Source organism: Serratia sp. BIGb0163 (assembly GCF_024809935.1).
Lineage (GTDB): Bacteria > Pseudomonadota > Gammaproteobacteria > Enterobacterales > Enterobacteriaceae > Serratia > Serratia quinivorans.
Genome location: NZ_JANUDZ010000001.1, coordinates 1,065,524 through 1,079,100 on the forward strand (window position 1 = coordinate 1,065,524; position 13,577 = coordinate 1,079,100).

A 13,577-nucleotide genomic window follows, 5' to 3' on the forward strand; every position below is an offset into this window, starting at 1 on the left:
TATGTAAGTGTGATGTTAATCGTTTGCCTGCGTAGATCCTTCTCCAAAGAAGCGAAAACTGAGTTTTTAGTGTGTTGAAGTCGTCAGCGCTTGGTCAGGAGGGGCATTTTGCCGGTACACAGTTGTGAACTGCGAATTTTGTCCCATATTGAGCCAAAGTGGAAGAGGTAATCGGTATAATAAACCGGGAAATGATAACAAGATTTTATTGTTCAACTGTGTGAAAATGGTTTGACGCATTAATTGTGTGCCTTTTACCCTTGGGAAACCCAATCTGAAAAGGAGTTGTAATGGATACCGATCTGAAAATGTCACTGTTCACCACCGTTTGTGCGCTGGCCGTGATTATTGCTTTCAGCTTCACCGCTGCTTTGAACTGATCCCCTCAAGTAAAACAGGCGCAGCCCGCTGCGCCTGATTGTTTTTCCCCGCGTTACGCCAGGTTCTTTTCCACAAATGCCCAGTTAACCAGTGCCCAGAAGTTTTCCAGGTAGGCAGGTCGTGCGTTGCGGTAATCGATGTAATAGGCGTGTTCCCAAACGTCGACGGTCAGCAGCGGTTTATCATCACCGGTCAGCGGTGTCGCTGCGTTCGAGGTGTTAACAATCGCCAGCGAACCCTCCGGTTTCTTCACCAGCCAGGTCCAGCCTGCGCCAAAGTTTTTCACTGCGGCGTCGCTGAATTGCTGTTTAAATTCGGCGAAAGAACCAAATGCCTGATTAATCGCCACGGCCAGTTTACCTTCAGGCTCACCGCCGCCCTGTGGCGACAGACAGTGCCAATAGAAAGTGTGGTTCCATACCTGGGCCGCATTGTTGAAGATGGCGCCGTCAGAGGCCTTAACGATCTCTTCGAGGGACAACCCTTCAAACTTGCTGCCTTTCAGCAGATTGTTCAGGTTAACCACATAGGCGTTGTGATGCTTGCCATAATGGTATTCCAGAGTTTCTGCGGAAATGTGCGGTTCGAGGGCGTTTTTTTCATAAGGTAATGCAGGAAGTTCGAACGACATTGCTTTCTCCTTGTACAGTGCCAGTCCACCGTCGTAACAACGGGTATTAGATTGGCCTGTTTTTATTGTGGGTATTTAGCTTAGCAATTTTCGCGATGAATTACAGGGGGAACGGGCAAGGGATTGGCTATGACTACGAGGTTTGGGGAAACGATCAGGGGAGAGCGGCTGACAGTGCCAGCCGCAAGGGAGCTTATCGAATGGTTTTTGGCGTGACTACCCGGCGTGCGCCGATGTAGTGGTTTTGCCAGTAGTCGTTATCGAGCTGGCTGATGCGGATTTCTTCACCGGTACGCGGGGACTGAATGAATTTGCCGTTACCCAAATAAACCCCAACATGGTCGGCCACGCCGCGGTTGTTAATGCGGAAGAATACCAGATCGCCGCTTTCTAGCTCACTCTTCTTGATCGGCGCTGCGTCACGCAGGTGATACATCTCGTTGGCGGTACGTGGCATTTTAATTTTAACGATGTCTTTATAGGCGTAATAAATCAGACCGCTACAGTCAAAGCCGGTTCTTGGCGAGGAGCCACCCCAGCGATAAGGTTTACCCATTTGATCCATCAGCTTGGCCATCGCGGTTTGCTTGGCATGCTGGTAGCGTTTTTTGTGCGCAGGGCTAAGCTTCAGTGGTTTTTCGTCAGCCACCAATTTGGCGGTTGCCATACCGGTTTCACGATGGCGCCCATAGCCTTTTTTATAGCCCTTCTTCGGCGGGGTCACTTTAATTTTGGCTATTTTATGAGTTTTGTTTTTCGATTTTGTGCTAACGATCTTTTTAGCGGTTTTTTCTGTTTTGGCTTTGGAGACCTTGGCGGTTTTCTGCGGAGTAGTGACTTTTACTTTTTTGCTGCTGGCCTTAACCGCTTTCTTTTTCTTGCGGTCATCCGGCCGGGCTTCGTTTACGTGGCTCTTGCGCTGCTCAGCGGCAACACGTGCCTGTGGCGCTGCATGCGCCAGATTAAAGAATAGCTGTGTAAACAACAGCACAAAAAGCGTAAGAATTAAACGCATGTCGACGTTACCAACCTTGGCCCCGGAACAGATATCGAATGAGTGACAGTATTCCCGAATTTCGCCATATAAAACAGCGAAGAACTCATAAATGATAATCCATATTGTGAGAAAACGTTAATAGCATTTTTTTTGCCGAAAAATCAAACTGTTGATGTATAAAAAACCAACAATGACCGCCAGGGAATTTATTAAGGTACACTTTTTGACAGGAAATATATTAGTGAAATGGCCGGATTAAAAATGTTATTCTGAGCATATGTTTTGACCGGAAAGGCCCTGCCGGTGAGACGCGACTGACAACGGGGGAATGCCCTTGCAAAAGATGGCGTTTTCTTGCAACTGTTCCAGCCGCTACAATAGCCAGTGTGATGCATGTTGTAGCCATGAGATTTGGCTTGAGGAAGCAATATAATGACGACGACGATTGAAAAAATTCAGCACCAGATCACTGAGAACCCAATTCTGCTGTACATGAAAGGTTCACCGAAATTGCCAAACTGCGGTTTCTCGGCGCAAGCCGTGCAGGCACTGTCTGCCTGTGGCGAACGCTTTGCTTACGTTGATATTCTGCAGAACCCGGACATCCGTTCCGAGTTGCCGAAATACGCCAACTGGCCGACCTTCCCGCAGCTGTGGGTAGACGGTGAGCTGGTCGGCGGCTGTGATATCATCATGGAAATGTATCAGCGCGGCGAATTGCAGCAGCTGATCAAAGAAACGGCAGAGAAGTACAAACAGCAGGAAGACCAGCAGCCATAATCGGCTCGGTTTTATTGTTGAAAGTCATCGGGCGGTGCCAGCTAATACTGGGCCGCCCGATTTTTTTCTTAGTCGGTATTCGTGACCGCCAGCGGCCAACCGCCAAGGCGTTTCCAGCGGTTAACCAGCTCGCAGAACAGCTGAGCGGTTTGCTCGGTGTCATACAGCGCTGAATGGGCCTGGGCACTATCGAAGGGAATATCGGCGGCAATGCAGGCTTTGGCCAGTACCGTTTGTCCCAACACCAGTCCGCTTAACGCCGCGGTGTCAAAGGTGGCGAAAGGATGGAAAGGATTGCGTTTCAGGCTGGCACGCTCGGCGGCAGCCATCAGGAAACTGTGATCAAAATTGGCGTTATGCGCCACAATTATCGCCCGGTTACAGCCGCGATCCTTAATGCCCTTGCGCACCGCTTTAAAAATAGCGTGCAGTGCATCGTATTCACTGACCGCACCGCGCAGGGGATTACTCGGATCTATGCCGTTAAAAGCCAGCGCTTCGGGTTGAAGGTTGGCACCTTCAAAAGGCTCCACGTGAAAATGCAGGGTTTCGTCCTGCTGCAACCAGCCGTCTTCATCCATTTTTAACGTAACGGCGGCAATCTCCAGCAGCGCGTCAGTTTTGGCATTAAATCCGGCAGTTTCTATATCTATTACTACGGGGTAAAACCCACGAAAACGGCCACTCAGGGCGTTAAGATCACTTTTTTCGGCCATCAGTTTCTTATCTTCATCGAATGCAGCGCTCATTATGGCAAATTTTGCGCCCGGTTGCAGGCGGTAATCACGCGGGAAAAACAAGGGCGCAGTAAGCGCCCCTGGTTGACCTTAGTTGCCGAGGCCGTGGCCGGCGTGTTTGTTTTCGATCAGTTCGATTTTATAACCGTCCGGATCTTCAACAAAGGCGATAACCGTGGTGCCGCCCTTGACCGGGCCGGCTTCGCGAGTGACCTTGCCGCCGGCATTACGAATGCTGTCACAGGTTGCGGCGACATCATCCACACCCAGTGCCAGGTGGCCGAATGCAGTGCCCATTTCGTAGCTGTCGGTGCCCCAGTTATAGGTCAGTTCAATCACCGCACCTTCGCTTTCATCGGTATAGCCTACAAACGCCAGTGAGTACTTGTATTCCGGGTTCTCGCTGGTACGCAGCAAGCGCATGCCTAATACCTTGGTATAGAAGTCGATGGAGCGTTGCAGGTCACCGACGCGGATCATGGTATGGAGTAAGCGCATAATTCCTCTGATTGGATGTGCCGTTGCCAATGGCGGATGGATTGAAGCAAATCCAGTATAGCGTTGCCGCATAAGGGATTTCAATGTATGCCACGGCAGGGAGCATTACTACATCAGTGACGTTGTCACTCATCAGTTCGGCAGGGTAACACAACCGCACACTTTGTCGCCGTGTGGCGGGTGGAAATAGGTACTATAACCACTGCAAGGGATGGCGCGTCACGATAATGTTGTTGCGTCCGGATTGGGCGGGATTAATTTATAAATTTGGATCTGGTTAATATGACTTTTTTCAGTACGAGAACATCGCGTTTGCCGAAGGAGCCGATCAATGGATGAAATGCTAATTCTGGTGGATGCTGATGATAATGCCATTGGCTCCCAAAGCAAAACGCGGGTACACCAACAGGGGTTACTGCACCGGGCATTTTCAATTTTTATCTTTGATAGCCAGGGCCGCCTGCTGTTGCAACAGCGGGCATTCAGTAAGTATCACTCGGCCGGGCTATGGACCAACAGTTGCTGTGGCCACCCGCGCTGGGGTGAGTCAACGCTGGCCGCGGCTCAGCGCCGCCTGCAGGAAGAGATGGGGTTCAGCACTGAGCTACAACAAGTTTCCAGTTTTACCTATCAGGCTGCGGTACCCGGCGATTTAATTGAGCACGAATTCGATCATATCTACGTCGGGTTATTTGACGGCAAACCGCAGGGGGCGCCTGAAGAGGCCCATAGTTGGTCGTGGACTGATATTCAGCAATTAACGGATGAAACAACGCGCAATCCTGAAAAGTTTACCGTTTGGTTTCTGACAATAATGAAGGATCTTGGCGCCAATGAAATGGAACGTTGGGCAAGGTTGGCTGCGAGTTAACTGACAGGTTTCCCGCTAAATGGCAAAAAGCCCGCCGGCATTGGCATACCGGCGGGCTTTGCTGTTTTACTTACAGCGTTGGGTAGTCGGTGTAGCCTTCAGCACCACCACCGTAGAATGTTTCCGGTTTAGGTTCGTTCAGCTCAGCGCTCTGCTTAAAGCGCTCAACCAGGTCCGGGTTGGCGATATAACTACGGCCAAAGGCCACGGCGTCGATAAAGCCTTTATTGATCAGCTCTTCTGCTTTCTCGGCGGTATAGGCACCGGCACCGACAATCACCCCTTTAAAGTGGGCGCGTACCGAGTCACGGAAGGCATCGGAGTAAGGCTTGCCACCGGCCCAGTCGGGTTCGGAAATATGCAGGAAAGCGATGTTACGCTTGTTCAGCTCTTCAATCAGATACAGCGCCGCGTCTTCCTGATCTTCACCATTATCCAGGCCGTTGAACGGGCCCAGCGGTGAAATACGGATACCGACGTGTTCTGAACCCCATTCAGCGATGCTGGCGTCAACCACTTCCAGTGTCAGGCGAGTGCGGTTTTCGATGCTGCCGCCGTACTGATCGGTACGTTGGTTAGATGCCGGAGCCATAAACTGGTGCAGCAGATAGCCGTGCGCCGCATGCAGTTCGATAAAGTCGAAACCGGCCTCACGAGCGTTGGCAGTCGCCTGGCGGAAATCGTTAATGATGCCTGGGATCTCTTCAGTTTCCAGGGCGCGTGGGGTAGAGGTTGGTACTCGTACCCAGGCCCCGGTTTCGTCACGCACGGTAGTACGGGTGTCGGCATTGATCGCAGAAGGGGCAACCGGAGCCTGTTGGCCTGGCTGCAGGCTGTTATGGGAAATACGGCCTACGTGCCACAGCTGAACGGCGATATGGCCGTTTTTGTCATGCACCGCCTGAGTGATCTTTTTCCACGCGGCGATCTGCTCTGGGGTATGCAGCCCCGGTGCGCCGGCATAGCCTTTCGCCTGGAAAGAAATCTGGGTGGCTTCTGTGACAATCAGACCCGCGCTGGCGCGTTGGGCATAATATTCCCCCATCAGCGGTGTCGGGATATCACCAGGCTCAATGCTACGCAGGCGCGTCAGCGGGGCCATAAACACGCGGTTCGGCAGGGTTACAGCGCCAACCTTCAGCGGGGAGAACAATTTTTCAATCTTCATAGTGCATCCTATATTAATAGACCGGTCGACTAGTAACGAATGTAAAACCGCCCAATGCGGCAATTCATGATAAATCAGGTTTTTTTAGCGCTGCGCCGGACGCAACAACAGTTCAATACTTTCCAGCGCGCTGGTCAGCGGGGCGACCGAGTGGCGGATTTTGGCGCGTAAAGAGGCGCCAAGCCACAGGGAGTACAGCGTTTCCGCCGTGGCCGCCGGGCTCATGGCCAGCGACAATGAACCTTCGCGGATCCCGCGTTCGATCGTATCCTGCAGGTGACCAATCACCCGGGCACTGCCGGTTTCCAGCGCATGACGCATGGGTTCCGACAGGTCGCTCACCTCGGCAGACAATTTCACCGCCAGGCAGGCGTTATGGCATTCGCTGCGGCAGTGGTAGCTGATCGCCTGAGCGTAATAGCTCAACAATTGGTGGCGTGCATCACCTTTATCGTCGGCAAACAGCTGCTGCATTGCCGCATCATAGTGTTCGAAATAGCGCTGCAGCATCGCTTCGCCAAACACTTCCTTCGACCGGAAGTAGTGGTAGAACGAGCCTTTTGGCACGCCCGCCGTGCTCAGCAGTTCGCTCAGTCCCATGCCGGTAAAACCGAGGCGCAGGCTGAGGGTCTCGCCGGTAGCGAGCAAATGTTCACGGGTATCTGTAGGGCAGTGCGCATGTTTTGTCATAATGGGTGTCAGCATAATAGACCGATTGGTCTAGGTCAATACAATAAAAAAACCGGCATAAAAATGCCGGTTACGATGAGTGATACTTTGCCTGAATAAAGTGCGGAAGTTAAGCCCTTAGGCGGCTCCCCGGCAGCGTTGCAGAATATCGAGCTGCGGTTGATATTCACGGGTTTGCACGTTCAGCATGCCGAGCATGGTGTGGAACAGGTTGTCCTGCGAGATATCATCCTTTTCTGCCATGGTACTCAGGCACTGGCGATCAACCTTGAAGTTGCGCTCATAGTCCGCAGACATCCACATCAGGAAGGGGACATGGGTCTGCTGGCTTGGCGCAAACACATAAGGGGTGCCGTGCAGATACATGCCGTTTTCGCCCAGCGATTCACCGTGGTCAGAGAGATACACCAGCGCGGTGTTGAACTTGTCACTATGCTGTTGCAATAGCTTGATGGTGTCGTCCAGCATGGCGTCGGTATACAGCAGCGAGTTGTCATAGGTATTCACCAACTGCTCGTGGCTGCAATCCTGGATCTGATTACTGTTGCAGGTGGGTGAGAACTTCTGGAACTCTGGCGTACTGCGACGGAAATAGGCCGGCCCGTGGCTGCCCATCTGGTGCAGCACTATCACGCCGTCGTCTTTCAGGCTGTTGATGTAGTCGTTAAGTTTATACAGCAGCACGTTATCCATGCAGACTTCACCGTCGCAATCCTGCGGCAGTTTTAGCTTGGTCATGTCAACGTGGGGCACGCGATCGCAGGCACCTTTGCATCCGCCGTCGTTTTCACGCCACAACACATTGACACCGGCATGCGCCAGTACGTCAAGCATGCCCTCCTGATGGGTAGCCTGGGTGGCGTCATAATCCTTGCGTGGCATGTTGGAGAACATGCAAGGCACGGAGATCGCGGTTTCGGTGCCGCAGGAACTGGCGTTTTTAAAATACACCACGTTGTCCTGCTTCAGACGCGGATTGGTTTCACGCTCATAGCCGCCCAATGAGAAGTTCTCGGCACGCGCCGTTTCCCCGACCACCAGGATCACCAGGGTTTTCTTTTGCTGTGCGGTGATTACTGGCCCTTTACGTGCATCTTCACCGATTTTCACCAGCGGCAAATTGCGGGTGAAGTAACGTTGCTGGGTAAATTTGATGGTGCCGGAAACGAAGTTCGACGGCGTCAGCATTTTCACCACGCTTTTGTTATTGCGGATCAGCGAGGCGTAATCCTTATAAAACAGGGCGGCGATAATCAGGATCACCACTACCGAGAGCATCACATTAGCGGCACGCAACCCGACCATGTACCACCATGGGCGAGTTTTACGGATTTCGATAAAGCAAACCAATACCGCAGGCAGAATACCCAGCAGGAACAGCCACAGACCCATGCGCGGTGTCAACAGCGCCGTTGCTTCCTGGGGATTGGTTTCGAAGGCGTTCTGCATCATATTGCCGTCGATCACCACGCCGTAACTGAACATAAAGTAGTTGGCGGCCGCGCTGCCGAGCAGGAAGAAAATCATCAGTGGCTTGCGTAAGAACGGCACGGTCAGCACGCTGAAGATAATATTCAGCGCACAGAAAATCACCACCGGCATGGTGGCGGCGAAAATCACGCTGTGGAGGTTATCGAAGGTGATATACGACCAGGCCTTATGAAGGAATAACGCATTCTGGAACAGAGTGAAGAATAAGGCACTGGCGAGGATAAAACCCAGGCTGTTGCACTGTAAGCGTTGACGTAACGACATTGCCAAATCTGAATCCTGATATTGTGTAATGCGCTGAAATTTACAGGATGAAACTTAAGAAAACCTTAGAGATTCAGTTTGGTGGCAGAGTTGTTTAATTTTGGTTTAGCTTGAAAGACGCCAGACCGGGCGGTCTGGCGCGGGGGATTAAGGCGAGAATGATTAATAGGCGGCGGTAAATTGCGCTTTAATAAACTGCGGTTTTTCGATCTCATCGATAATCGCTACCGACAGGTCTTCCACGGAGATACCCGCCGGGGCCTGGCCGTTCATCAGCAGTTTGGTGGTGCCCAGACGGAACTGACCGGTACGCTTGCCGGGCTCCAGCAGTGCCGCCGGAGACAAATAGGTCCAGTCCAGTTGAGAGTCATTGCGCAATTTATTGCGTAAATCACGTACGGCCTGAGCGCCCGGACGGATATTTTCCGGGAACTGCGGAGTATCGACCAGTTCAACGCCCGGAGCCACTTCCAGGCTGCCGGCACCGCCAACCACCAACAGGCGTTTGACGCCGGATTTTTTCACCGCGTCCAGGATCTGTTGGGAGCCCCTGGTGGTTTTCTCGTACAGATCTTCTTCCGCCCAACCCGGATTAAAGGCGCTGATCACCGCGTCCTGACCGGTTAGCTGTTTTGCCAGCCATTCGGTGTCGGCGACGTCGCCCAAAGCGATGGTCAGGTTTGCGTTGTCAGGCAAATCTTTTTGCTGACGTGCAATCGCCGTGACCTGCAAACCGCGGTTCAGCGCTTCATCCACCACGCGGCGGCCAACAAAACCTGTTGCTCCAATAATGGCTACTTTCATCTGTTTGCTCCTGTCGTGTATCAGCTCAGATTCACCTGAGCGCGTATCTACAATGTAGTACTTAACAATAGAGTTGATTAGTGCCATATTCATGCTTTCTTGAGTAAGTAAAACTTCATAATCGTGGATAAACTGAATCGAATGGCGGTTTTCGCTACCGTGGTGGCGGAAGGATCCTTTGCCGGCGCGGCCCGGCGGCTGGGCATGACGCCATCGGCGGTCAGCCAGCATATGCGTTCGTTGGAAAAAGCGCTCGGTGTGCCGTTGTTACATCGTTCTACACGACGGTTGGCGCTGACCGAGGCAGGGGCGGCATTTCACCCCGGCTGCGAGGCAATGCTGTTTCAGGCGCAGCAGGCTGAACAACGGCTGGCCGAGTTGCGTGACACTCTGGTGGGGGAGCTGCGTATCGCTACGACCATTGGCATCGGCGGCCGTCCGCTCGCAGAGGCGCTGGCACCGCTGCTGCAGGCACACCCCAAACTGACTCTGCGGGTGTTGGCGGACGATCGAATCGTCGACATGATCGAACAACGGATCGACATTGCACTGCGGGTCAATCGTCAACTGGCCGATGCCAATATGATTGCTCACCCACTGGCCGAATGGCCAATGGTGCTGTGTGCCGCTCCGCGCTACCTTAGCCAGTACGGGGTGCCGGAAGCGCCGCAGGACCTGGTGCAGCATCGCTGGATCTCGGGCGCTTTCAGCGGGGCGCATCTGGATTTGCATCATCAGGGCGGTCAGCAGCTAAAATTACGTCTGGCGGAAGGGCAGATCGTCAGCGATAGCATGACCGTGATGCGCGGCTTCACTCGCAGCGGCCTGGGGATTTCGATTCAACCGCTGTATGAAATAGAGGATGAATTGCAGCGCGGTGAACTGATCCAACTGATGCCTGAATGGCGACCGGCCCCGCTGCGGCTGCACGCGCTGACGCTAGAACGGGCAATGCCGGAGAAAAATCGTCAGGCGCTGCGTTATTTACGCGACTATTTTCACCGACATGCCGAAAAGTCACTTGCCAGCGGCGCCGATGGCGTCTTCAATTAGCAAGAGAACGCAGGAGGACGTGTGGCGCAGCAGCTCGAGTTTTTTGATATCCCCAGCCCGTGTCGCGGCATTTGTCAGGCCGACGATCGCGGCTTTTGCCGTGGTTGCCTGCGCAGCCGCGAGGAACGCTTTGGCTGGATGCAAATGAGCGATGCACAAAAACGCGACGTGCTGCGTCTGTGCCACCAACGCTTGCTGCGCCTGCAGCGAGCCAGTAAACAGCCGGATGAGCCCTTGCCGGAACAACCGTCGTTGTTCTAAGTCATTTCTGATCTGCCGCACGTAAGCGCGGCTTTCCGCTTCCCACCGTGTTATCCGCTTGTGTATGCTGGCATTAAACAATGTCATGAGGTTTCAACAATGGTAAACCGTGTACAGCTCGCGCCGCAGGGGCCTGAATTTTCCCGCATGATTTGCGGATACTGGCGTTTGATGGAGTGGGGCATGTCACCACAGCAGTTGCTGACGTTTATTGAGCAGCATATTGAGCTGGGTGTCACTACCGCTGACCATGCGGACATTTACGGCGGCTATGCCTGCGAACAAGCCTTTGGTGAAGCGATGCGCCTGAAGCCTTCACTGCGCCAGTCGATGGAACTGGTGTCCAAATGCGGTATCGCCACCACCGCCAAACCGGGTAACCCGATTGGCCACTACATTACTGACCGTGAGCATATCGTTGACAGTGCGGAACGCTCACTGGAGCATCTGCATACCGATTACCTCGATCTGCTGCTGATCCACCGTCCGGATCCGTTAATGGATGCCGATGAGGTGGCCGAAGCCTTTGTGGCGCTGCATAAAAGCGGCAAGGTACGCCATTTCGGCGTATCCAACTTCACCACGACGCAGTTCACGCTGTTGCAGTCGCGTCTGCCGTTCTCACTGGTGACCAATCAACTGGAGATTTCGCCGATCCATCAGCCGGCTATTCTGGATGGCACGCTGGATCAGTGCCAGCAATTGCGCATCAAGCCGATGGCCTGGTCTTGTTTGGGCGGCGGCCGTCTGTTCAGCGACGCCGAATTCCAGCCACTGCGCGATGAGCTGCAGGCGGTGGCGCTGGAGATTGGCGCCGAGTCTATCGAACAGGTGGTGTACGCCTGGGTGATGCGTTTGCCGTCGTCTCCTCTGCCGATTATTGGCTCCGGCAAGATTGAGCGCGTGCGTTCGGCGCTGCAGGCGCAGCAGTTGACGTTGAGTCGTCAGCAGTGGTTCCGTATTCGCAAGGCGGCCCTGGGTTACGACGTACCTTAAATCACTATAATCATAAGAAGCCGGGCAGCGGTGACTGCCCGGTTTTACTTTTTGATTCCTCAGGGCTCAGGCCAGCACCACCTGGCCGTCCGACAGGCTGTTAAGCCCCAGTCCGACCAGCGTGACCGTATTGCCGCCAAAGTTAAACACCAGATTGTCGTTCACTTCAGAAACGAAATCTCGGAAGTTGCCGCCTTCGCTACTGCCATCGGTCCCCATAAAGACCAGTTTGTCCTGCGCCTGATAGCCGTAAATCTGGTCCTGACCAAAGTCGCCACTGAACAGGAAGGTGTTGCTGCCGCCCTGACTGTGTATGACGTCGTTACCGGCGCCGCCGACGAAGGTTAAATTGCCGCCGGCATGGCCAAGCAGGGTGTCGTTGCCATCGTCGCCGAACAGCCATTTATCATTGGCACGCGCCTGCAGGTTGTCATCGCCCGCGCCGCCGTTGAGCGACGAAACATAGGCTTTTAGCCCTTCGCTCGATTTTAATCCGGCGCTGGTAACCTGATGATCCAGCTCTTTGCTGAAGATTATCCAGGAGGTTTCTTTAGTGCGCAGTGTGCCAATATCCTCGGCCAGAGTGATGCCGCCTTTGGCGTCACGCAGGTAGAGCGTATTGCCGTCGTAGGCGACCTCGCTATTTTTCAATGCTTGCTGCAGATCCAGGGTGTTATTGCCTTCGCCGCCGGAAATTATATTGAAACCACCGTTGTCGCGGAAAGTGTCATTACCGGCACGCCCCTCAAGATAATCGTTGCCGGTGCCGCCCTTGATTAAATCATTGCTGTCACTGCCGACAATAAAGGTCGGGCCGCTGTGTTTTTCGGCATTGCGATTGAGATCTTCAACCCAGGTAGTACCGCGGGTGACATCCGAGAGGTTGGAGACAATCACCGTCGAGTCTTTGCCGGTCAGCGAATAAAACTCTGAATTCAGCACCCGCATCAAGCCGTCCTGATAAAAGAATGGCAGATGGGATAGCCAAGTTGGAATATTCAGGATTGAGAAGGGCAGAATATTCCAGGCGGCAGAGGCGTAGTGATCGTTGAAATTAACGATATTATTGGTGGCGGACTCCTGCGGCGCATCATGCACGCCAAAAGTTGCCGGGGTTAACGTGGTGCCGTCCAGCGCACGAAATACCGGGTCATTTTCATAGCCGATATTAATCACCTTGCCGCCGGTCTCGTATTGTGTGGGTGAGGCGAAAGCCACATAGCTTGATTGCGCATAGAAGCCGCCCCAATTGTCGTCGCTGAGCGCCGCCATGCTGTTCACCGCCATCCCGCCCAGGCTGTGGCCGCTGATGGTCACATCATCGCCGCTCAGCCCGTGCGCCTGGGCAAATTTGGCGACATCCCCCAGCAGGGTACCAAAGGCCTTCAGGCTGTAATTATCGGCATAACCGGCAGGGCCAAAACCGGCCAGCAGGTCATTAATCAAATCTCCAATGCTATCGGTAATCAGGGATTCGCGTGGGCCGCTGGTGCCACGAAAAGCAATACCAATGGAGGTGAGATTACCTTCGCTGTCATATTTACCCAATACTTCAGCCTGGGCGGTGGTATAACCCAGCGTTTCACCGTAATAGGTACCACGCGCGTCGGTTTTACCGCTATAACCCAATTGGTCGGCCCCTATCAATGACCAACCGGCGTTATTTACCGCCGCCAGCGCCGCCTTTTCCGAGTCGGGGTTCCAGGGAATGCCGGGTAACCCACCCTGTGATTGCGTGCTACCAATTAACGCCGTCACCAGCGTGAAGGGCAAGCCCAGCCCAAAACCGGTATTGTGGTAGCCCTCATCGAAGCCGTTATCGATATTGTGATAGGCATAGGTGGAAATCGCCAGGGCGTCAGTGAATAACGCCTTGGATTTTGCCTCGTCGAGCTCTTGATAATTAAAGATTCCCATATCAGTTCCTTATGAATTAGCTGCAGTGCCGGGGTGAT

At 53.4% G+C, this 13,577-nt stretch carries 15 protein-coding genes; 6 read left to right on the forward strand and 9 right to left on the reverse strand.

The window, feature by feature from the left end; genetic code table 11:
- Nucleotides 1-290: 290 nt before the first annotated feature.
- Complete coding sequence (locus M2406_RS05245) at nucleotides 291-380, forward strand: YnhF family membrane protein (RefSeq protein ID WP_004943739.1); 90 nt, start codon at nucleotides 291-293, stop codon at nucleotides 378-380.
- Between the two features lie 53 nt (nucleotides 381-433).
- Here M2406_RS05245 and sodB read toward each other — a convergent pair whose 3' ends face one another.
- Nucleotides 434-1,012, reverse strand: a complete 579-nt coding sequence (gene sodB, locus M2406_RS05250; protein ID WP_259189054.1) for a superoxide dismutase [Fe] — start codon at nucleotides 1,010-1,012, stop codon at nucleotides 434-436.
- 193 nt (nucleotides 1,013-1,205) lie between these two features.
- Nucleotides 1,206-2,027, reverse strand: coding sequence for a C40 family peptidase (locus M2406_RS05255; RefSeq protein WP_112363795.1), 822 nt, complete (start codon nucleotides 2,025-2,027; stop codon nucleotides 1,206-1,208).
- A gap of 414 nt (nucleotides 2,028-2,441) precedes the next feature.
- On the opposite strand from M2406_RS05255, the gene M2406_RS05260 reads away from it, so the two are divergent.
- Nucleotides 2,442-2,789, forward strand: a complete 348-nt coding sequence (locus tag M2406_RS05260) for a Grx4 family monothiol glutaredoxin (protein ID WP_012144929.1) — start codon at nucleotides 2,442-2,444, stop codon at nucleotides 2,787-2,789.
- A gap of 68 nt (nucleotides 2,790-2,857) precedes the next feature.
- On the opposite strand, the gene rnt is transcribed toward M2406_RS05260, so the two are convergent.
- Both rnt and gloA read right to left on the reverse strand, forming a co-directional pair.
- Nucleotides 2,858-3,538 carry a ribonuclease T gene (gene rnt / locus M2406_RS05265; protein WP_259189061.1) on the reverse strand — a complete coding sequence of 227 codons (681 nt, stop codon included), beginning with the start codon at nucleotides 3,536-3,538 and terminating at the stop codon, nucleotides 2,858-2,860.
- Nucleotides 3,539-3,616: 78 nt separating this feature from the next.
- The gene (gene gloA / locus M2406_RS05270) at nucleotides 3,617-4,024 is read right to left on the reverse strand and encodes a lactoylglutathione lyase (RefSeq protein ID WP_259189062.1); all 408 of its coding nucleotides are present in this window, start codon (nucleotides 4,022-4,024) and stop codon (nucleotides 3,617-3,619) included.
- Nucleotides 4,025-4,355: 331 nt separating this feature from the next.
- Between gloA and idi the strand changes: the two genes are divergently transcribed.
- Complete coding sequence (gene idi / locus M2406_RS05275; RefSeq protein ID WP_115184785.1) at nucleotides 4,356-4,895, forward strand: isopentenyl-diphosphate Delta-isomerase; 540 nt, start codon at nucleotides 4,356-4,358, stop codon at nucleotides 4,893-4,895.
- A gap of 70 nt (nucleotides 4,896-4,965) precedes the next feature.
- On the opposite strand, the gene M2406_RS05280 is transcribed toward idi, so the two are convergent.
- The 4 genes from M2406_RS05280 to M2406_RS05295 all read right to left on the reverse strand — a co-directional run bounded on the left by M2406_RS05280 (nucleotide 4,966) and on the right by M2406_RS05295 (nucleotide 9,312).
- Nucleotides 4,966-6,063, reverse strand: a complete 1,098-nt coding sequence (locus M2406_RS05280) for an alkene reductase (RefSeq protein ID WP_017892664.1) — start codon at nucleotides 6,061-6,063, stop codon at nucleotides 4,966-4,968.
- A gap of 84 nt (nucleotides 6,064-6,147) precedes the next feature.
- Complete coding sequence (locus M2406_RS05285) at nucleotides 6,148-6,768, reverse strand: TetR/AcrR family transcriptional regulator (RefSeq protein WP_012144934.1); 621 nt, start codon at nucleotides 6,766-6,768, stop codon at nucleotides 6,148-6,150.
- A 102-nt stretch (nucleotides 6,769-6,870) separates the two neighbouring features.
- A complete protein-coding gene (gene eptA, locus M2406_RS05290; RefSeq protein ID WP_012144935.1) occupies nucleotides 6,871-8,508 on the reverse strand; it encodes a phosphoethanolamine transferase EptA in 1,638 nt (545 codons plus the stop codon).
- A gap of 162 nt (nucleotides 8,509-8,670) precedes the next feature.
- Nucleotides 8,671-9,312 (reverse strand): NAD(P)-dependent oxidoreductase, encoded by a 642-nt coding sequence (locus M2406_RS05295; RefSeq protein ID WP_017892667.1) that lies wholly within the window; start codon nucleotides 9,310-9,312, stop codon nucleotides 8,671-8,673.
- A gap of 123 nt (nucleotides 9,313-9,435) precedes the next feature.
- Here M2406_RS05295 and M2406_RS05300 point away from each other — a divergent pair, with 123 nt between their 5' ends.
- The 3 genes from M2406_RS05300 to M2406_RS05310 all read left to right on the forward strand — a co-directional run bounded on the left by M2406_RS05300 (nucleotide 9,436) and on the right by M2406_RS05310 (nucleotide 11,622).
- Nucleotides 9,436-10,365, forward strand: a complete 930-nt coding sequence (locus tag M2406_RS05300; protein WP_189636444.1) for a LysR substrate-binding domain-containing protein — start codon at nucleotides 9,436-9,438, stop codon at nucleotides 10,363-10,365.
- A gap of 21 nt (nucleotides 10,366-10,386) precedes the next feature.
- Nucleotides 10,387-10,626: a DUF1289 domain-containing protein gene (locus M2406_RS05305; protein WP_012144938.1), complete on the forward strand. Its 240-nt coding sequence runs from the start codon at nucleotides 10,387-10,389 to the stop codon at nucleotides 10,624-10,626.
- A gap of 99 nt (nucleotides 10,627-10,725) precedes the next feature.
- Entirely contained in the window at nucleotides 10,726-11,622 is an 897-nt protein-coding gene (locus tag M2406_RS05310) for an aldo/keto reductase family oxidoreductase (RefSeq protein WP_259189063.1), read from the forward strand.
- Nucleotides 11,623-11,688: 66 nt separating this feature from the next.
- Here M2406_RS05310 and M2406_RS05315 read toward each other — a convergent pair whose 3' ends face one another.
- Nucleotides 11,689-13,539 carry a polyurethanase gene (locus M2406_RS05315; RefSeq protein WP_135344359.1) on the reverse strand — a complete coding sequence of 617 codons (1,851 nt, stop codon included), beginning with the start codon at nucleotides 13,537-13,539 and terminating at the stop codon, nucleotides 11,689-11,691.
- Nucleotides 13,540-13,577: the final 38 nt, after the last annotated feature.

What these genes read in the sequence shown, in the direction of transcription:
- M2406_RS05245 (WP_004943739.1), top strand. Translation starts at nt 291, where the DNA reads ATGGATACCGATCTGAAAATGTCACTGTTCACCACCGTTTGTGCGCTG.
- sodB (WP_259189054.1), bottom strand. Translation starts at nt 1,012, where the DNA reads ATGTCGTTCGAACTTCCTGCATTACCTTATGAAAAAAACGCCCTCGAA.
- M2406_RS05255 (WP_112363795.1), bottom strand. Translation starts at nt 2,027, where the DNA reads ATGCGTTTAATTCTTACGCTTTTTGTGCTGTTGTTTACACAGCTATTC.
- M2406_RS05260 (WP_012144929.1), top strand. Translation starts at nt 2,442, where the DNA reads ATGACGACGACGATTGAAAAAATTCAGCACCAGATCACTGAGAACCCA.
- rnt (WP_259189061.1), bottom strand. Translation starts at nt 3,538, where the DNA reads ATGAGCGCTGCATTCGATGAAGATAAGAAACTGATGGCCGAAAAAAGT.
- gloA (WP_259189062.1), bottom strand. Translation starts at nt 4,024, where the DNA reads ATGCGCTTACTCCATACCATGATCCGCGTCGGTGACCTGCAACGCTCC.
- idi (WP_115184785.1), top strand. Translation starts at nt 4,356, where the DNA reads ATGGATGAAATGCTAATTCTGGTGGATGCTGATGATAATGCCATTGGC.
- M2406_RS05280 (WP_017892664.1), bottom strand. Translation starts at nt 6,063, where the DNA reads ATGAAGATTGAAAAATTGTTCTCCCCGCTGAAGGTTGGCGCTGTAACC.
- M2406_RS05285 (WP_012144934.1), bottom strand. Translation starts at nt 6,768, where the DNA reads ATGCTGACACCCATTATGACAAAACATGCGCACTGCCCTACAGATACC.
- eptA (WP_012144935.1), bottom strand. Translation starts at nt 8,508, where the DNA reads ATGTCGTTACGTCAACGCTTACAGTGCAACAGCCTGGGTTTTATCCTC.
- M2406_RS05295 (WP_017892667.1), bottom strand. Translation starts at nt 9,312, where the DNA reads ATGAAAGTAGCCATTATTGGAGCAACAGGTTTTGTTGGCCGCCGCGTG.
- M2406_RS05310 (WP_259189063.1), top strand. Translation starts at nt 10,726, where the DNA reads ATGGTAAACCGTGTACAGCTCGCGCCGCAGGGGCCTGAATTTTCCCGC.
- M2406_RS05315 (WP_135344359.1), bottom strand. Translation starts at nt 13,539, where the DNA reads ATGGGAATCTTTAATTATCAAGAGCTCGACGAGGCAAAATCCAAGGCG.